This window comes from Dactylosporangium sp. NPDC049525 (assembly GCF_040676755.1).
Lineage (GTDB): Bacteria > Actinomycetota > Actinomycetes > Mycobacteriales > Micromonosporaceae > Dactylosporangium.
On record NZ_JBFAPO010000026.1, the window covers coordinates 36,622 to 54,317 of the forward strand.

20 protein-coding genes and 1 pseudogene are annotated in these 17,696 nt (G+C 70.2%); 6 read left to right on the forward strand and 15 right to left on the reverse strand.

The annotated features are described in order from the left end of the window. Positions 1-21: 21 nt before the first annotated feature. Positions 22-2,178, forward strand: a complete 2,157-nt coding sequence (locus AB0K00_RS31465; protein WP_363527598.1) for a hypothetical protein — start codon at positions 22-24, stop codon at positions 2,176-2,178. Here AB0K00_RS31465 and AB0K00_RS31470 read toward each other — a convergent pair. After that, positions 2,112-3,014, reverse strand: coding sequence for an oxidoreductase (locus tag AB0K00_RS31470; RefSeq protein ID WP_363527601.1), 903 nt, complete (start codon positions 3,012-3,014; stop codon positions 2,112-2,114). The two genes, AB0K00_RS31465 and AB0K00_RS31470, sit on opposite strands and share 67 nt — an antisense overlap. A gap of 83 nt (positions 3,015-3,097) precedes the next feature. Between AB0K00_RS31470 and AB0K00_RS31475 the strand changes: the two genes are divergently transcribed. Next, the gene (locus AB0K00_RS31475; protein WP_363527603.1) at positions 3,098-3,673 is read left to right on the forward strand and encodes a TetR family transcriptional regulator; all 576 of its coding nucleotides are present in this window, start codon (positions 3,098-3,100) and stop codon (positions 3,671-3,673) included. 124 nt (positions 3,674-3,797) lie between these two features. Here the strand turns inward: AB0K00_RS31475 and AB0K00_RS31480 are convergent, their stop codons facing one another. Together AB0K00_RS31480 and AB0K00_RS31485 are read right to left on the reverse strand one after the other, a co-directional pair. Continuing rightward, positions 3,798-4,640: a PD-(D/E)XK nuclease family protein gene (locus AB0K00_RS31480; protein WP_363527606.1), complete on the reverse strand. Its 843-nt coding sequence runs from the start codon at positions 4,638-4,640 to the stop codon at positions 3,798-3,800. A 33-nt stretch (positions 4,641-4,673) separates the two neighbouring features. Further along, positions 4,674-5,291, reverse strand: a complete 618-nt coding sequence (locus AB0K00_RS31485; RefSeq protein ID WP_363527609.1) for a MarC family protein — start codon at positions 5,289-5,291, stop codon at positions 4,674-4,676. 116 nt (positions 5,292-5,407) lie between these two features. Between AB0K00_RS31485 and AB0K00_RS31490 the strand changes: the two genes are divergently transcribed. Continuing rightward, positions 5,408-6,649, forward strand: coding sequence for a glycoside hydrolase family 18 protein (locus tag AB0K00_RS31490; protein ID WP_363527612.1), 1,242 nt, complete (start codon positions 5,408-5,410; stop codon positions 6,647-6,649). Positions 6,650-6,671: 22 nt separating this feature from the next. Here the strand turns inward: AB0K00_RS31490 and AB0K00_RS31495 are convergent, their stop codons facing one another. The 10 genes from AB0K00_RS31495 to AB0K00_RS31540 all read right to left on the reverse strand — a co-directional run bounded on the left by AB0K00_RS31495 (position 6,672) and on the right by AB0K00_RS31540 (position 14,424). Then, positions 6,672-7,433, reverse strand: a complete 762-nt coding sequence (locus AB0K00_RS31495; RefSeq protein WP_363527614.1) for a TetR/AcrR family transcriptional regulator — start codon at positions 7,431-7,433, stop codon at positions 6,672-6,674. Next, a complete protein-coding gene (locus AB0K00_RS31500) occupies positions 7,430-8,278 on the reverse strand; it encodes a PHP domain-containing protein (protein ID WP_363527617.1) in 849 nt (282 codons plus the stop codon). The genes AB0K00_RS31495 and AB0K00_RS31500 overlap by 4 nt, the downstream gene beginning before the upstream one ends. After that, on the reverse strand, positions 8,279-9,505 hold the full coding sequence (locus AB0K00_RS31505; RefSeq protein ID WP_363527621.1) for a hypothetical protein: 1,227 nt from the start codon (positions 9,503-9,505) through the stop codon (positions 8,279-8,281). It abuts the gene before it with no gap. A gap of 2 nt (positions 9,506-9,507) precedes the next feature. Next, the gene (locus AB0K00_RS31510; protein ID WP_363527624.1) at positions 9,508-10,203 is read right to left on the reverse strand and encodes a SigE family RNA polymerase sigma factor; all 696 of its coding nucleotides are present in this window, start codon (positions 10,201-10,203) and stop codon (positions 9,508-9,510) included. Between the two features lie 211 nt (positions 10,204-10,414). Continuing rightward, entirely contained in the window at positions 10,415-11,245 is an 831-nt protein-coding gene (locus AB0K00_RS31515; RefSeq protein ID WP_363527627.1) for a PH domain-containing protein, read from the reverse strand. A 5-nt stretch (positions 11,246-11,250) separates the two neighbouring features. Then, a complete protein-coding gene (locus AB0K00_RS31520) occupies positions 11,251-11,409 on the reverse strand; it encodes a hypothetical protein (protein WP_203853873.1) in 159 nt (52 codons plus the stop codon). A 137-nt stretch (positions 11,410-11,546) separates the two neighbouring features. Beyond that, on the reverse strand, positions 11,547-12,227 hold the full coding sequence (locus tag AB0K00_RS31525) for a DUF6758 family protein (protein ID WP_363527630.1): 681 nt from the start codon (positions 12,225-12,227) through the stop codon (positions 11,547-11,549). A gap of 19 nt (positions 12,228-12,246) precedes the next feature. Next, the gene (locus tag AB0K00_RS31530) at positions 12,247-12,864 is read right to left on the reverse strand and encodes an RNA methyltransferase (RefSeq protein WP_363527633.1); all 618 of its coding nucleotides are present in this window, start codon (positions 12,862-12,864) and stop codon (positions 12,247-12,249) included. A gap of 166 nt (positions 12,865-13,030) precedes the next feature. Continuing rightward, the gene (locus tag AB0K00_RS31535) at positions 13,031-14,020 is read right to left on the reverse strand and encodes an MFS transporter permease (protein ID WP_363527636.1); all 990 of its coding nucleotides are present in this window, start codon (positions 14,018-14,020) and stop codon (positions 13,031-13,033) included. After that, positions 14,017-14,424, reverse strand: a complete 408-nt coding sequence (locus AB0K00_RS31540) for a hypothetical protein (RefSeq protein WP_363527639.1) — start codon at positions 14,422-14,424, stop codon at positions 14,017-14,019. The genes AB0K00_RS31535 and AB0K00_RS31540 overlap by 4 nt, the downstream gene beginning before the upstream one ends. A 319-nt stretch (positions 14,425-14,743) precedes the next feature. Here AB0K00_RS31540 and AB0K00_RS31545 point away from each other — a divergent pair, with 319 nt between their 5' ends. Beyond that, positions 14,744-15,238, forward strand: a complete 495-nt coding sequence (locus tag AB0K00_RS31545) for a MaoC family dehydratase (protein ID WP_327006459.1) — start codon at positions 14,744-14,746, stop codon at positions 15,236-15,238. Between the two features lie 24 nt (positions 15,239-15,262). Next, a complete protein-coding gene (locus AB0K00_RS31550; RefSeq protein WP_363527643.1) occupies positions 15,263-16,021 on the forward strand; it encodes a DUF695 domain-containing protein in 759 nt (252 codons plus the stop codon). A gap of 119 nt (positions 16,022-16,140) precedes the next feature. Here the strand turns inward: AB0K00_RS31550 and AB0K00_RS31555 are convergent, their stop codons facing one another. Continuing rightward, positions 16,141-16,623: a hypothetical protein gene (locus tag AB0K00_RS31555; protein ID WP_363527646.1), complete on the reverse strand. Its 483-nt coding sequence runs from the start codon at positions 16,621-16,623 to the stop codon at positions 16,141-16,143. Between the two features lie 104 nt (positions 16,624-16,727). Beyond that, positions 16,728-17,135 (reverse strand): DCC1-like thiol-disulfide oxidoreductase family protein, encoded by a 408-nt coding sequence (locus AB0K00_RS31560; protein WP_363527649.1) that lies wholly within the window; start codon positions 17,133-17,135, stop codon positions 16,728-16,730. A 123-nt stretch (positions 17,136-17,258) separates the two neighbouring features. Between AB0K00_RS31560 and trxA the strand changes: the two are divergent. After that, a pseudogene (gene trxA, locus AB0K00_RS31565) lies at positions 17,259-17,612 on the forward strand (thioredoxin); the annotation flags it as partial. Between the last annotated feature and the right edge of the window lie 84 nt (positions 17,613-17,696).

Sequence of the window (17,696 nt, forward strand, 5' to 3'; positions counted from 1 at the left end):
CCGGCGCGTTGAGCCGGTGGCATGAGGACGAAACTTCCATGGCTGGCGCTTGCCGCGGTGACCATCATCCTGCCCGTGGCGCTCGGCACCGCACCACTCGACGTTGTCCGTTATGCCGCTTACATCCTCTATGCCGTCGTGGTACCCGGCACCCTCCTCTACCGCACGATCCGTCCGACGCCCCGGTCGCTGCTGGAGGACCTGACCTACGGCACCGTCGTCGGGCTGCTCGCCGAGACGGCCGCCCTGGTCGTCGCGAGCCTGCTCGACGTCCGCGGGTTGCTCTGGGTCTGGCCGCTGCTGGTGATCGTCCCGCTCGCCCGGCGGCACCTGCGCGGCCCCGCCTATCCGCTGCGGCCGTCCGCCGGCTGGTCGTGGGCGGTCGCCGGGGTGGCGGTGGGGTTCCTCGCCTACCTGACCGCCGCCTTCCTCGCCGTGAACCCGCCCGTCCCGACCGGCGGGGCACACGAGTACATGATCGACCAGCTCAATCTCCTGGCCGTCAGCGCCGACCTGAAACACCACTTCCCCCTGGCCGTGCCCGAGCAGGGGGACCAGACCCTCGGCTACCACTGGTTCGCCTACGGCCACCTCGCCGCGAGCAGCCTGATCAGCGGCGTCGACCTGCCGGTGCTGTGGTTCCGGCTCGACCTGCCGGTGCTCGCCGTCCTCACCGTGTGCCTGCTCGCCGTCACCGGCTGGCGGGTCGCCCGGCACCCGTGGGCGGGCCCGGTCGCGGCGGCGCTGATGTTCACCGTCGGCGAGCTCGTCCCGCAGCGGCAGGCGCCGGCGTTCTTCGGCTCGATCACCGCGTACTACAGCTGGTCGAGCCGCTCCCTGCTGTTCGGCGCCGCGCTGAGCATGCCCCTGATCGCGGCCGTCGCAACGGTCCTCAGCAAAGGCACCAGACGGGACTGGCTGCTCGTGCTCCTGTTCGCGACCGGCACGACGGGCGCGAAGTCGACGATCGTCCCGCTTGTCGGCGCGGGCGTGGCCGTGCTGTGCGCCGTACACCTGCTGCAGCGACGACCACAGTGGACGCCGTGGCTGCTCGGGTCGGTGCTCGCCGCCGTCGAGGTGGGCGCGGTCGCCGTCCTCTACGGCTTCCAGGGGCAGGGCCTGCGCTGGGGGCCGTTCGCGATCATGCTCGACTTCGTCGGCAGCCAGCGGCACGGCACCACGGTGCGGGACGTCCCGGTCATCCTGTTGGGCGCCGGCGCGTACGCGATCGCGATGGGTGCCCGCCTCGCCGGCGTCGTGGGCCTCGGGCGCCGCTGGGGCGACACGGAGATCTTCCTCGCCGGCACGACCGCGGCAGGTGTCACCGGCACGTTGTGTGTCTGGCACGTCTCGTGGAGCGAGCATTTCTTCATCGTCGCCGCCTGGCCCTGCGCCGCGATCCTGTCCGCGGCCGGCCTGGTCCGGCTGCCCTGGTCACCCCTCGCGTTGCGCCACGCACTGACGGTCGCGGCCGCCGTGGCCGCTGCATCCGTCGTGTTGCGTTTGCCACATTGGTACCGGTGGAGCGTCCCCCTGCCCGTCTACGCCCTCGGTGCGCTCGTCCTCGCCGCGGCGCTGCTGGTCGGGCGCCGGCACGGGCGTTTCGCGGCGCTGGTCGTGGTGCTGGCCGCCGGTGCGGCGCGGCTACCGTTCGACGCCGTGACCAGCGCGAACCTGGGCGTCGCGTACCACGTCCGGGTGACCCCCGACCAGGTCGCCGGCGCCCGCTGGCTACGCGCGCACAGCACCCCGGCGCAGTACGTGGCGACCAACGTCCACCGGGTCGGCGGCGGGCTGCAGGGCGGGCAGAGCCTGGCGTACTGGATCTCCGCGTACAGCGAACGCCGGGTGCTGCTCGGCAGCTGGGGCTACTCGCCGGAGTCGACCGGGTCGCAGTCGCGCGCGCACCGCCTCGGCCCGGCGCTCGCCTACTGGGACCCGGCCCGTCTCGCGCTGAACGACGCGGCCGTGCTGGACCCGACCCCGGCGCGTCTCGGCTGGCTGTGGGACCAGCGGGTCCGCTGGATCCTGCTGGACCGCGCCCAAGGTACGCCGACGGCGGCGCTGCCGGCGCTCACCGACCTCGCGTGGCAGCGCGGCGACATCGCCGTCTACCGGCTGCGCGCCACCTCGAACTGCACGCCCGTGAGCTGCTCCGACAGCGTCCAGAGCCGCTGAGCGTCCGCGGGGTCCTTCGCCGCCTCGACCGGCTGGACCACGGTCGGCCAGCCCCGGCTCTCCCCCATGCCGTCCGGCCCGATGAACTGCCCGCCCTCGGCGCCCGGGTCGACGGCCGCATAGAGCTGGTTGAGCGCCCCGCGCGCGGCGGACTGCGCCATGACCGCGTTGCCGATGCGCATGAACGCCTTCATCACCCCGGTCGGCCCGGACGTCTGCAGGTTGGTCGCCGAGTATCCCGGGTGCGCGAGCACGCTGCGCACCGGCGAGCCCGCCGCCCGCAGCCGCCGGTCGAGCTCCAGCGCGAACAGCACGTTGGCGAACTTCGACTGGCTGTAGTACTTCGCCGGCGAGTAGCTCTTCGCCCCGTCCAGGTCGTCGTAGTGGATGCTGCCGGACCGGTGCAGCGAGGAGCTGACCGTGACGACCCGGTCGCCGATGAGGTCCAGCAGCAGCCCGGTCAGCGCGAAGTGCCCGAGATGGTTCGCGGCGAACTGCAGCTCGTGCCCCTGCGCGCTCAACGTCCGCGGCGGCATCATCACCCCGGCGTTGTTGATCAGCACGTCGATCGCCACCCGGTCCCGGCGCAGGTCGGCGGCGAGCCGCCGGACCGTGTCGAGGTCGGCCAGGTCGACGATCCTGAGCTCGGCGTGCTGCCGCGCCGGCAGCGTCTCGAGTGCGGCCCGCCCCTTCGCCTCGTTGCGCACCGCCATGATTACCCGCGCGCCCTTGGCGAGCAGCGCCCGGGACGTCTCATACCCGAGCCCGCTGTTGGCCCCGGTCACGAGGAACGTCCTGCCGCCCTGGTCACCGATCTCCGCTTCAGTCCACCGCATGCGGCTCATTGTGCACATGTTGGCACTGAGTGTCAATATCGCTCTTGTGTGCCAACATGCCGTGTGGTGCATAGAATGCCTGCGTGAGCCTCGCCGAACGCAAACGCCAGCTCGTCCGCGACGAGCTGACCGAGGCCGCGCTGAAGCTGCTCGCGTTCCAGGGCTTCGAAGCGACCACCATCGACCAGATGGCCGCCGCCGCCGGCGTGTCCCGCCGCACGTTCTTCCGCTACTTCCAGTCCAAGGAAGACGTCATCATCGAGTTCCTCAGCGACCTCGGCCGGCAGCTGAGCCACGGCCTGTCGACCCGCCCGCCGACAGAACCGCCGGCCGTCGCCCTGCAGAACACGCTGCGCGTCTTCACCGACACCTTCTGGGAGCACCCGGAGAAGTCGCAGCGGCTCGCGAAGGTCACGATGAGCACGCCGGCGCTGCTCGCCCGGTACCTCGAACGCCAGGTCACCTGGCGCGCCACCCTCACCACCGAACTGGCCACCCGGATGGACGTCGACCCGGGCACGGACGTGCGGCCCGCGGTGCTGGTGGCGGTCGCGTTCGCGGCGTTCGACACGGCGCTGATGCGGTGGGTGGAGCAGGGCTCGACGACGGACCTCAACGCCCTGCTGGCCGAGTGCTTCGCCACCGCGTTCCCTGGGTGACCGGCTTCCGCGCCTTTTCCGATGCGCTGGTTACCTTTTGTCGCAGTTCGCGGGCATGACAACCCGCACGCGAACCGCAATGACGTCAAACCAGCGAATCAGCCGAGGGCGCTACCCGAGGCAGTCACGCCACAGGACGGTCCACCGCGGTCCACGGATCCTTCGCCGCGGCCTCCACCCCCGCCGGGCACGACCGCCGGAAGTCGCACCACGAGCACTGCGCCCCAGGCGCGACCGGAAACGCCTCATCCGCCGGCGTCCCCGCGGCCAGCGCGGCGTCCGCGGCGGTGATGTCCGCGGCCGTGGCCTCGGCGCGCCGCAGGTGACGAGCCAGGGACTCGTCCGTGTGGTCGTGCGCGGCGACCGTGCCCGTCGGCAGGTGGTGCAGCTCGACCCGGTGGCACGGCTTGCGGAACACGCGGGAGGCCGCGATCGCATAGATGGCGAGCGCGCGGGAGCCGCGGGCGTCGTCGGAGGTGAGACCGGAGCGGCCGGTCTTGTAGTCGACGATGACGAGCTCGCCGTCGCGCTCGTCGATGCGGTCGACGCGGCCGGACAGAGCGAGGGTGTCGGTGCGGGTGGCCACGGTGCGCTCGACGCCGACGGGCTCGTCGTGGGGGTCGAGACCGTCGACATAGGACTCGAGCCAGCCGAGGGCGCGGCGGAAGACGTCGCGCTCCTGGGTGTCGTCGCGATAGCCCTCGCTGACCCAGGTCGCCTTCAGCAGGGTCGGCAGGGCGGACCGGTCGCGGCGCTCAGGATCCAACGCATACCAGCTGCGCAATGCCGTGTGGACGGACGCGCCGAGCGAGTTGTGCGCCCACGGCGGGCCCTTGGGCGGCGAGGGGCGGTCGACATAGGTGAACCGGTAACGGCGGGGGCAGTCCTCATAGCTGCCGAGCTTGCTGGGCGTGCAGGTGAACAGGCGCCGGGGCGGGGCGAAGAGACCGAGCTGCTCGTTGTCCACACCTCGATCCTGCCACCGGGGTACGACAAAACCTCAATGGGGTGAATGCAGATATTCGGTGACGAAGGCGCCGATCGCGTCGGCGAGCAGCTGGACGGCGATCGCGGCGACGAGGAGGCCGGCGATGCGGGTGACGACCTCGATGCCGCTCGGACGCAGGATGCGCACCAGGATGCCGGAGAAGCGAAGGACCAGGTAGACGATGGCCATGACGGCGACGATGCCGACGGCGATCGCCAGGTAGCCCGACCACGACGACGTGCGCTGGACGAAGAGCATCGTGGCCACGATCGCGCCCGGGCCGGCCAGCAGCGGGGTGCCGAGGGGCACCAGCGCGACGTTGGACGTCACCTCCTGGCGCGGGTCGTCGGTCTTGCCGGTGAGCAGTTCGAGGGCGACCAGCAGCAGGAGCAGGCCGCCGGCGCCCTGCAGGGCGGGCAGGTCGATGTGCAGGTAGGCGAGGATCTGCCGGCCGACGAGCGCGAACGCCACGATGACGCCGAATGCGAGGGCCACGGCCTGCAGCGCGGCGCGGTGGCGGTGCTTGGCGGCCATCGATCCGGTCAGGGCGAGGAAGATCGGCACCGCGCCCGGCGGGTCGAGAATGACGAGGAGGGTGACGAACACTTCGCCGAAAAGCTTGAGATCCACATCCCGGATTGTCGTGGTGCGCCCGCATCGAGGGGAAACCAGGGTCTTGACGGCATCGAACGGCACCCCTACGTTCCCCATGAACAGCAAAGTTTCCTTACAGTCATGGAGGGTTCATGGGCAGACGCTCCGTCCTGGCCGGGTTGGCGGTGTCGCTGACGCTCGCGTCGCTGGCAGTCGTGCCCGGCACCGCACAGGCGCACAGCACGCCGCATCAGGACCAGTACAAGCGCGTCGGGTACTTCATCCAGTGGGGCATCTACGGCCGCCAGTACTACGTCAAGAACCTCGAGACGAGCGGGCAGGCCAAGAGCCTGACGCACATCAACTACGCGTTCGGCAACGTGGACGCGACCGGCAAGTGCGCCTCGGCCGACCCCTGGGCCGACTACCAGCGTCCGGTCTCCGCCGAAGAGAGCGTCGACGGTGTCGCCGACGCCCCGGGCCAGACGCTCAACGGCAACTTCAACCAGCTGCGCAAGCTCAAGCTCAAGCACCCCGGGCTGAAGGTGCTGCTGTCGCTCGGCGGCTGGACCCTGTCGGCGAACTTCTCCAACGCCGTGCTGACCGACGCGTCGCGCAAGGCGCTCGTCCAGTCCTGCATCGACACGTTCTACTCGACCGGGGTCTTCGACGGCTTCGACTTCGACTGGGAATGGCCGGGCTCCGAGGGCAACCCCGGTAACGTGATCCGCCCCGAGGACAAGCAGAACTTCACCCTCATGGTCGCGGAGTTCCGCAAGCAGCTCGGCAAGAAGGCCACCCTGACCGCGTTCCTCCCGGCCGCGCCGGCGAAGATCGACGCCGGGTTCGAGGTCAACAAGATCTTCAAGTACCTCGACTTCGGCACCGTGCAGGGCTACGACTTCCACGGTACGTGGGAGCCCACCACCAACCAGCAGTCCGCGCTGTTCGTGCCGCGCGGCGCGCCGACCACCCCGGACTTCAGCGGCGCCACCACGCTGAAGGCCTGGACCGACCGTGGCGCGCCGAAGAAGGCCCTCGTCCTGGGCATCCCGTACTACGGGCAGGGCTGGACCGGCGTGACCGACGCCAACCGTGGTCTCTTCCAGGCCGCGACCGGCCCGGCGCCCGGCACGTGGGCCGCCGGCAACGAGGACTACAAGGTCCTCGCCACGCTGCCGCAGCAGGGGTACAAGGTGTACCGCGACCTGCTCTCCGGCCACGCATGGCTGTTCAACGGCACCACGTTCTGGACCTACGACGACCAGCTCACGGTCGCGCAGAAGTCGCTGTACATCCGGCTCTCCGGCTACGGCGGCGCGATGGTCTGGTCACTCGACGGTGACGACGCCAACGGCACCCTCACCAAGACGATCTACACGGCCCTCAGGTAAAAGCTGCGGACCTGGGCCGCCCTCAGTGACGAGGGCGGCCCAGGTGCGCGTCGATCCCGTCCAGGACCCGTTCGAGGCCGAACTCGTAGGCGCGGACCGGATCACCCGCGCCGTACTCCTCCCCGGCCGCCTGGCCCACCCGCGCCGCCGTCGGGAACCGCGCCGGGTCGAGGACCTCGCCGAGCAGCGGCGCGTGCGCCTCCCACCACTGCTCCTCGCTCATCCCGGTGCGCTGCTCGGCCTGTTCGGCCTGCACGACCGCGCGCACCGCGCCGGCGACGTAGTTGAGCACCAGGCTGAGCAGCAGGTCGGCGTCGACGTCGGGCACCACGCAGGACTCGAAGGCGCGCAGCTCGAAGTCGTACTTCGCGATCACGTTCGGCCCGAGCACCGGCCGGGTGGTGGCGACCTGCAGCAGCCACGGATGCCGCCGGTACACGTCCCAGTTGTTCGCCGCGATCTCGCCGAGCCGCTCCCGCCAGCCGGACCCGGTGAACGCCGGCCGGACCGCCTCCGCGCACACGGTGTCGACCATGACGTCCAGCAGCTCTGCCTTGCTGGGGACATAGGTGTACAGCGACATCGCCGTCACGCCGAGCTGCTCCGCGACCCGCCGCATCGACACGGCGGCCAGGCCTTCCGCGTCGGCGAGGGCGATCGCGACCGCGGTCACGTCGCCGACGGTGAACTTGGCCTTCGGACCGCGCCTGGCCGGCGCGGCGGTGCCCCACAGCAGCTCGATGCTGCGCCTGGGGTCGCCGGCGCCGCTGTACTCGGTGGTCACGCGATCACTTCGGAGCCTGTGGCGGCCTCGACGATCTGCTCGTACACGGCCGGTGCCGTGGTCATGGCGCCGAGGCGGACCGTCTTGTTGGTGCCGTGGTAGTCGCTGGAGCCGGTGACGACCAGCCCGAGCCGGTCTGCGATCGCCCGCACGTGCGCCCGCTCCGCCGGGGTGTGGTCGGTGTGGTCGGCCTCGACGCCGAACAGCCCCTCGAAGGCCATCTCCTCGATCACCTCGTCGGGGACGACGGGGCCGCGGCTGCTGGCCCTCGGGTGGGCGAAGACCGGCACGCCGCCCGCCTCGATGATCAGCCGGAGCGCGACGAAGACGTCGAGGTCCTCCTTGCCCACCCGGTAGCGGTTGCCGAGCCACTCCGGCAGGAACGCCTCCGACACCGTGTCGACGAGCCCGCGGCGCATCAGCGCCTGCGCCAGGTGCGGCCGGCCGACGGTGCCGCCGCCGGCGTGTTCGAGGACCTCGGCCCAGGTCACGTCGATGCCGTCGGCGCGCATCAGGTGGACCATGCGCTCGGCGCGGGTCTCCCGGGAGGCGCGGATGCGGGCCAGCTGCCCGCTCAGCTGGATGTCGGTCGGGTCGAAGAGATAGGCGAGCAGGTGCAGGGAGATCGGCCAGGGTCCGCCGTGCCACCGGCAGGACAGCTCGGCGCCCGGCACGAGGGTGAGCCCGGCCGGGCGGGCGGCGATCGCCGCGGACCACCCGGACGTCGTGTCGTGGTCGGTCAGCCCCATGACGTCGAGCCCGGCGGCGGCCGCCTCAGCGACCAGCTCGGCCGGGCTCGACGTGCCGTCACTGGCCGTCGAGTGACAGTGAAGATCGATCCGCACTCAACCAGAGTAGAGCGGTTCGATCAGCACCACGCCTTCACTTTCGACGAGCGGCTCCGTGGTGCTGCCCTCCGCCGCCGTCGGGATGATCGCGCGGAACTTGCCGCCGCTGTCCACCACGAACGTCGTCGCGTTCATCCACACCGTCTTCGTGGTGACCTTCAGCGTCCAGGTCTTGGTCCAGGTCTTGGCCGCCGCGTCGGTGAAGATCTTCGTCAGGTCGAGCACCGCGACCTGCTTGAGGCCCTCGACGGGGTAGGCGAACCAGTGCCCGTCCGGGGAGACCCGGCCGCCGCCGGCCTTCGCCGCCACCGGCAGGCCGCACCGGCGGTGCTCGACCTTGAACGGCTGACCGAGGGTGAGCATGGCCAGGCACATCGGCGCGTCGCCGTCGACGGGCTTGACCTCGGCGTAGACGCTGCGCGTGTCGGGGTGCGTGCCGAAGATCCGCACGACCGTCGCGTCCCACGACCCCTTGTAGGCGCGGTCCGTGTACCAGACGTCGAAACCGCCGCCCTCTTCCCGGCCGAGGACCAGGTCCGAGCCGACGAACGTGACCGGCACCGCGGTCTGCGGCACGTCGATGCTCGCCTGCTCGGTGAGCCCTTCGTCGGCGGGGGCGGACTTCGTGGTGGCGGTGGTGGCGCCGGGCGTGGTGGTGCGGGCGGCGATGGTCATCTTGCCCTCCTGCGCCCAGGCGACCTTCTTGCCGTCCTTGGCCACCGCGATGTTCGAGGCCTTGTTGACCAGGACCTGCTGGTTGTCGTGCTCGTCCTGCAGCACCAGTTGCTTGTCGCCGTCGGGCTCGGTGTTGACGACCAGGTAGCCGTCCTTCGCCTTGTACGCGGCGGCGACGGTGCCGTTGTCGGGCAGCTTCAGCCGCACGTTCTGCGACTGCTGGCCCTGCCCGTCGATCGCGTCGACCTCCCGTGCGGCAGCCGGCGGAGCGGTCTCGGTGTTGGGGGTGGCCTTCGGCTCGGATGCCTGCGTGGCGGTGTCGCCCCGCGCGACCGTGCTGGTGGGCGCGCCGGGGGTGATGACGTGGAACGTGGCGACGGCCGCGACCGCCATGACGATGAACGCGGCGAACCCGGTCGCCGTGACGCGCCGGCGGCGCCGGATCCTCCCGGCGTTGCGGATGGCGACGTCGGCGATGTCGTCCAGCGACGTCGGCGGCTTGGTGCCCGCCTTGGCCGCGAACGCCTCGCGGAGCGCATCTTCGATCATGGTCACGTCACCAGTCCCACTTCCACCGACCCGGAGGCTTCCACCAGGACGGCCTCCCGTTCGGGCGTCTCGCACTCGTCGTCGCGTGCGGGCTGCTCCTTCGGTACCACTTGAACTGCCTGTGCGGTCTTCACCGGCGCCGGGGCGGCGGGCCGCAACCGGACGGTCGGCGGCCTGGCGGGGCGGGCCGCGGGTTCGATGCCTTCCGCGCTGAGCCGCAGCCGCAGCGTGGCGAGCGCCCTGGACGCCTGGCTCTTCACCGTGCCGACGGACACGCCGAGCAGGCGCGCCGTCTCCGCCTCCGACTGGTCCTCGTAGAAGCGCAGGACCAGCACGGCACGCTGCCGGTTGGGCAGCTCCCGGACGTGCCGCCACAGCGCGTCACGTTCGAGGCTCTCCTCGACCCGGTCGGCGGCCGCTGACTCCGGCAGCACCTCGGTGGGGCGTTCACCGTGCCACCGGCGCCGCCACCAGCTCGTGGCGGTGTTCACCAGGACGCGGCGCGCATACGGCTCGACCGCTTCGATGTGGCCCAGCCGCTTCCACGCGAGGTACGTCTTCGTCAGCGCGATCTGGAGCAGGTCCTCGGCGGTCGCCCAGTCCCCGGCGAGCAGGTACGCGGTGCGCAGCAGCGCACTGGACCTGGTCTCGACGAAATCACGGAAGTCTTCCTCACGGAACCCCGCCTCATCCGGCACCGCCGCTCCCTCCCCCGCTCCGCCCACCAGGCAAGACGCGATAGAGGGGCGGCACGGTTGCACCTCGGGCGGAGAAATCTGTCGCTGATTCTCCGGCCTGGCGGTGGCGGCTCGTGGGGGCCCACCCCCACGAGCCACTCCGCAGTCTCAAATGCCGTCGTCCACGACGCTGTTTCAGCTATGTGCCGTCGTCTTCGATCGCTGTTTCGAGCTACGTTCCGTCGTCTTCGACGCCGGCGGCGCGGCCCAGGCGGGCCTCGACGGCCTCGGGCTCGTACATCTCCTCGACGATGCGCAGGTAGAGCTCGTTGGGGTTCGGCAGGTTGCGGATGTTGCGCAACGCCTGGTCCTGACCCGCGGACTCCAGCTCGAAATGCCCATAGCCGAACATGCGGCCGGTCAACGACTGCACGTATTTCATGTCGGTGACCCGCAGCAGCGGCATCATGGCCACGTTGCGGGTGAAGATCCCGGAGACCACCATCACCCGTTTGTTGGTGAGGATGAAGCGGTCATACCACCAGTCCGCGACCTGCCAGGCGCAGTACATGATCACGACGGCCCAGATGACCAGGACCGCGGTGCGCAACTGCGTCTGGTTGTGCTTGGTCAGCCAGCCCGCGATGTAGCCCATCGCGATCGTCGCGGCCACCGCGATGCCGCCCTCGCGGGCGAGCTGGATCCAGTGCCGCTTCCACTCGCCGCGGAACTTCTCGGTCGGGAAGAGATACCGCGCGGCGTGCCGGCTGGCCTCCTCGTCGAGGGGCGCCATCCGGCTGCCGGGCGGCACCGAGGGGCCCGAGTCGCCCGAGCGCAGGCCGGAGAACTCGTCCTCGGTGAAGGTCGGCGGGCCCTCTTCGACGTAGTAGTCGTCGCGGCCGTAGCCGCCGAGCGAGGCCGACTGTGCACCGTCGTTGTAGGGGTCGGCGAAATCGTCGGGGTCGGGATTGGTGGGGCGAGCCCGGGGGATCGGCTCGGTGTCGCGGTCTTCCCAGCGGCGTGCGCCCGGCTCTTCGGCGGGTGGCTCAGGCCCGGTGGACATCGCAGTCAGGCAACCAGACTGGAGAAGAAGTCCCCGAAACCGGTGGCGATGTCCATGATGCCGCCGCCGATGGACTTGAAGACCTCAGCCGCGGACTGCGGCCGATATGCCACAAAGAAGATAAGGAAAGCAATGCTTCCCCAGGTGAGGACCTTTTTGACCATTGCCGTCAATCCCCTCCCCGCGGCGTAGTGCACGGCACCGCGGCGAACTCAGCGTATCAGTTGCACGGCACACGGTGAATGTGCGCCGCGCCGACAGCGACCCCATCGACCCGAAGGTTGATCCTAGTGGTGTCCTTCTACGCCTTGCCGTGAAGATACGGCGACGGCGCGCCGTAAACGAGATGGGTTGGCACATCGTCGGCGAGATCGTGCAGGTCGAGGCCCTCCTCCAGGAGGTAGCCCGCGGCCGCCGGCCACGTCACCACATACAGCCACACGCCCATCGCCTCGCCGACGTACGCGCAGCGGTCCTCCGGCGACTTGGCCATCCACAGCGGCGTGGGCCAGCCGGCGGCGCGGACCTTGGCGTGCGCGACCGTCTTGGTGATGTCGCCGTCGAAGAAGGGGCCGGGGTCCGTGCCGGGGATGCCGGCGAACCTGGTGCCGAGGCCGATCCCGGGCTCCTCGGCGATGAGCACGCAGTCCGCCGGGCCGTTCTCGACCGGGCCCGGGCCGCTGCACGCGACCGCGGTGGCGCGCACGCCGGAGCGCTCGTCGCCGACCCAGCCGACGCCGGTCACCGTCCAGCCCGTCGGCAGCGGCCACGGGCACCACATCGGCATCGGCCGCCGGTCGCCGACGCGGTGCGCCGCGGCGATCAGCCTCGCCTTCGCCGACTCGACGATCTCCGGCCCGATGTGCTGCGCAACGTGCAGCGGCAGCACCCCGCCGTCCTCATCGCACCTCCACTCGGAGTGCATGAGGTCCGGTGGCCGCACCGGGCCGCCACAACGGGGACAGCTGACTGCGACGCCCATGTACCCACGGTAATGGGTCCTATGGGCTGTTGTCGCCGTACGCCCGGATCCAGGCGTGCATCGCGATCCCGCTCGCGACACCGGCGTTGATCGAGCGGGTCGAGCCGTACTGGGCGATGGAGTACACGGCGGCACATGCCTTGCGGGCAGGTTCCGACAGGCCGGGCCCCTCCTGGCCGAACAGCAGCACGCACCGGCGGGGCAGTTCGGCCCGCTCCAGCGGCAGGGCGCCGGGCAGGTTGTCGATGCCGATCACCGGCAGGTCGTGCGCCGCGGTCCAGTCGAGGAACTCCTCGACCGTCGGGTGGTGCCGCACGTGTTGGTAGCGGTCGGTGACCATGGCGCCGCGCCGGTTCCAGCGGCGGCGGCCGACGATGTGCACCTCGGCGGCGAGGAACGCGTTGGCGTTGCGGACCACGGTGCCGATGTTGAGGTCGTGCTGCCAGTTCTCGATCGCGACGTGGAAGCCGTGCCGGCGGGTGTCGAGGTCGGCGACGATCGCCTCGAGACTCCAGTAGCGGTAACGGTCCACGACATTGCGCCGGTCGCCGGCGGCGAGCAGCTCGGGGTCGTAGTGCGCCCCGGCCGGCCGGTCACCGACCCATGGCCCCACGCCGACTTCATCTTCGTTGTGCATCTACCGTGAATCCCCGGGCCGACACTCATTCACCCTGTGGCGCTCACCCGATACGCTACGTTCCTTGCAATCGCAGACCCAGAGGGGATTGGCGAAAATGGTCAAGAAGGTCCTCACCTGGGGAGGCATTGCCTTCCTCATCTTCTTCGTCGCGTATCGGCCGCAGTCAGCGGCCGAGGTGGTCAAGTCCATCGGCGGAGCGCTGATGGACATCGCCGGCGGCTTCGGTGACTTCTTCGCGAGCCTGTTCGGCGGCTGAGTCACCGTGCTCTTCGGCGGTTGGGCCACCGTGCGCTTCGGTGGTTGAGCCACCGCGCTTGAGCAGCCGGCGCGTCCAGATGACGGGCGTGACCCTCTCCAGTGGCAGGAAGCTGGCCATCGCCACCTGGTGCGGGATGAAGGAGATCGTGATCAGGCAGAAGGTCACGACGTGGAAGGCGTAGAACCCGGCGACCATCGCGTAACGCAGCTTCGGCTTCACCACGAACACCAGCGGGCTGAACAGTTCGAAGCCCACGATGCCGATCTGGCTGGCCGTGGTGAAGCCGGGGATGCCGAGCAGCCAGTGGGCCAGCTGGGTGCCCCGCCGGATGAAGGACCGGGTCAGCGTGGCCCCGGTCAGCCAGGCGAGGCCGCCGAAGCGCAGCTTGGCGATGGACGCCAGGAAGTACGTGCAGACGACGCCGACCTGGGTGAGCCGCAGCGCCCAGCCGCCGGCCTCGGTGGTCTCCTTGTCGCCGTGCCGGGCCCGGCCGGCGGCCGGCAGCACCGCCAGGGCGACGAGCAGGCCGAACCGGTCGTGATCGACCTTGCCGTAGCTCATCGCGATGATCATCCATTCGAAGTACAGGATGAACACGCTCCAGCCGAGCAGCCGGTGCGCCCGGCCGGTCGCGGCCGCGAGGGACAGCGGGATCAGCGCCCAGTAGATCGAGCCGACGACCAGCGGGGTCGGGGTCGGCAGCGGCAGGAGCTTGCCGATGACGAGCGGCTGGTACAGGTTGCCGGGCAGGTCGCCGTGGCTCTTCACCCACGCGCTGAAGAACACCACGTCCAGCGCGACGAACACGTAGACCAGGGTGCGGAAGGCGGCGATGCGGCCCTTCGGCACCGGCTCGAACAGCCAGTTGCGCAGGACGGTCACGGTTTTGTTCACGGCCGCCACCTCGCCAGCACGACCTCGGTGATCACGCCGGTCGGCTGGGCGTTGTGCAGATGGTGCTGAACCTCGACGATGTCGACCTCCACCAGTGGCGGCCGGCCCGGGTTGCGGGCCGCGTAGGCATCCTGGACGGAGCGCAGCAGGCTCGGGTCGGCCTTGAAGCGATCGATCTGCGCCTCGATCTCGGCCCGCCGGACCCCGGCATTGCGCTCGTCGAGCTCGATCCGCGCCCCGGTGGTGTCGATGCCGTCGGTGCGCAGCACCATGATCGGCTCGTTGGGGTTGTCCGCAATCGAGAACATCTGGAACGGGGCGAATGGGAAGTGGCTGTCGCTGCCGGCGACCGTGCCGGCGACCGTCAGCCCGACGATCACCAGCGTCACCGCCACCCGTGTCACGCGCCCCCGCGTGCTCAACCGTTCCATCGCCGCCGGACTTTACCGTCAGCCGTCTCGTCGCCCGACACACCACTACGCTGTGTAGTGAGACCGTTGACACACTCCGTAGTTGTTACGCTCAATTTTCGTCTCATTTCCATAACTGTGATCTGCATCTCTATACGGAGCGTTGCCTTCGGCATCAAGATACTCGTCACAGAGCGTGGGCGGCGGGTGCCAGGGAGGGCCCCGCCGCTCACTGCGTTTTTGTCACACTCGGCTGAATTCCGCGGCCGTACCCGGCATGCTTGCAGACCCCACAACGACGAGGGAGTTGCAGATGCAGTTCGGCCGGTATTTCGAGGAGTTCGAGGTCGGCGCCGTCTACCGGCACTGGCCGGGCAAAACGGTCACCGAATCCGACGATCACCTGTTCTGCCTGCTGACGATGAACCATCATCCGCTGCACCTCGACGTCCACTACGCCGAGACGTCGACACAATTCCAGCGCAACGTGGTCGTCGGCAACTACGTCTATTCGATCCTGCTCGGCATGTCGGTGCCCGACGTGTCCGGCAAGGCGATCGCCAATCTTGAGGTCGAGTCGCTGCGGCATACCGCGCCGACCTTTCACGGTGACACCATCTACGGCGAGACCACGGTGCTGGACAAGCGCGAGTCGGAGTCGAAGGATGACCGCGGCGTGGTCACTGTCCAGACCAAGGGCTACAAGCAGGACGGCACCCTGATCTGCGTGTTCCGGCGCAAGGTCATGGTGCCGAAGAAGTCGCACGCCGGCCCGGAGATGCCGAGCTTTCCGGTGCCCCGCGAATAAACCGCGCGTTTGAGGAGGACGGCAGTGGGTTTGCTGCGCAGGCTGCTGGGGCGTGAGCCGGCATGGGTCGAACGCTGGGCCGTGTATCCCGGCGAGATCGGCGACGCCCTCGCGATGTACAACATCGACCTCGGCGCGGTCGAGGCCGCGCCGGTGGGGAAGCTGCCGCAGCGCCTCGACGTCGATTTCACCTACACCGGTGACGGCACCAGCGGCATGCCCGCCGACGCCGAGCTGGGGGCCATCCACGCGCTCGACGAGGCCGTGCGGCAGGCGCTGCGCGCCGCCGGTGGCGCAATGGTCGGCCGGGTGGTCACGGCCAACACCGGCCGCATCACCGGCTACCTGCCCGACGGCGCGGTCGCACCGCCGCTGCCGGACCTCCCGGCGCTGTCCCCCGTCGGCACGCTCAGCTCCGACCCCGGCTGGACCAGGGTCCGCGACGAACTCACCCCCGACGCCTGGCAGCGCAACATCATGGACGACAACCAGGTCGTGCAGGAGCTCGAGGGCCACGGCGACCGGCTCAACCAGCCGCGGCCGGTGGAGTTCCTCGCGTACTTCCCCGACGCCGTCCACGCCGAGTCGGCCGCCGAGGACCTGCGCAACCTCGGGTTCGCGGTGACCGTCGAGCGGGGCGACGAGGCCGACTTCGTGCTGCAGGCGATCCGGCGGGACGCGGTCGAGCCGCCGGCGTTGCACGAGGTCACCTGGGAGGTCCGGGGCGTCGTGGAGCGCCATGACGGCATGTACGACGGCTGGGGCTGCATGGTCCAGGCCTGAGCCGACCTTCGCCGGCCTGAGTGAGCACAAGGCGGCTCAGGCGGTCGTCGGGGTGTTGGAGGCCAGCCGGATGAGAAGGATTGCCCAGCCCACCCGACCGGCGACCACCGGCGCGACCGCTACTGGCGGTGCAGGGCCCGCGCCAATTCCCTACCGATCTCGTTGACGAACTCCCGCTCGGCGAGCAGGACCTCGACCCCGCCGAGCCGGATCACGCCGGGCCGCCACGCGGTCCGGCCGACGCTGGCCGCGACGTCCATCAGCCACTCGCCGTAGGCGAGCGCGACGTCCGCGCCCAGCCGATCGGCCAGCATCCGCACCGCCGCGCCGCACTCGGCGAGCACGCCGTCGCGGTCCAGCTGCGGGGCGTCGGTGGTCTGCTCGGCGAAGATCGCCGCGACGACACCCCGGACGAGCAGCGCCCGGGAGCGCTGACCGGCCGCGATGGCCTCGACCCCGGCGACGGCGTCGACCTCGTCGTCCCCGGCGCTGGCGACGACGAGGACCTGGCGAGGAAGCCGGACGAGCCGGTCCCACTCGTGCCGGTGCAGCGGCAGGTCGACCCCGGCGCTGGGCTGGCTCGGTGTGGGCTGGCTCGACATGGCGTACCTCCCACCGCGAGCGTATGCCGAAAAGTCCGACCCAGCCGCAAATCTGCTGGTTTGCCCTAGGCGGCTGGCCCGGGTCAGCCTGGGACGGCGCTGGTTCAGTGGCCGGCGCGGGCGGGGTGGCCGGGCGGCAACGCGCAGGCCGCGGTGCCGCCGGGCATCCGGTGCCGGTTGCGGGCGACCCACCGGTACACCGGCCAGGCGAGGGCCGAGACCGGCCGCAGTCCGAGGACGGCGCCGGCGGGCCGCCACAGCAGCCGGCCGGCCAGCCCGGGGGCGGTCCTGAGCAGGTCGGCGATCGCGACCGGACCTGCGGTCGGGGCGCGCCCGGCGGTCACATACTGCACCGCGGCGCCCGCCTGCTCCTCGGTGAGCCCGAGCGCGTCGAGATCGGTGAACTGCCACGCCACGACGTGCGCGGCCGGCTTGATGCGGTTTTCGATGAACCGGGCGCATGATGAACAGAAGGCGCAGTCACCGTCGAAGACGAACGTCGGCCGATGCATGGCTCCATCATGGATCACCCGCACGCCGGCGCCATGGTGAGCCCGGACACCGGTTGGGAATGCAGGTAAGGGGTACGTGGTTACAACGGTGCGTACCCGACCGCCCGAAAGGATCGGACAGACATGGCAACCGTAGAACTGACCGCCGAGAACTTCGCCGAGAAGGTCGGCGGCGAGGGCATCACCCTCGTCGACTTCTGGGCCGAGTGGTGCGGGCCGTGTCGGGCCTTTGCACCGACGTACGAGAAGGTCTCCGAGAACAACCCGGACCTGACCTTCGGCAAGGTGGACACCGAAGCGCAGCAGGAGCTCGCGATGGAGTTCCAGATCCGCTCCATCCCCACGCTGATGATCGTGCGGGACGGGGTCGCGGTGTTCTCCCAGCCGGGCATGATGCGCGAGCAGCAGCTCGAATCGCTGATCAAGCAGGTCCGTGAGCTTGACATGGACGAGGTGCGGGCGCAGATCGCCGAGCACTCGGCCGGCAAGCACGACGACGCCGAGGCCGCGGCGGAAGCTCCGAAGACCGCTGACGCACCGAAGACCGCCGACACGCCGAAG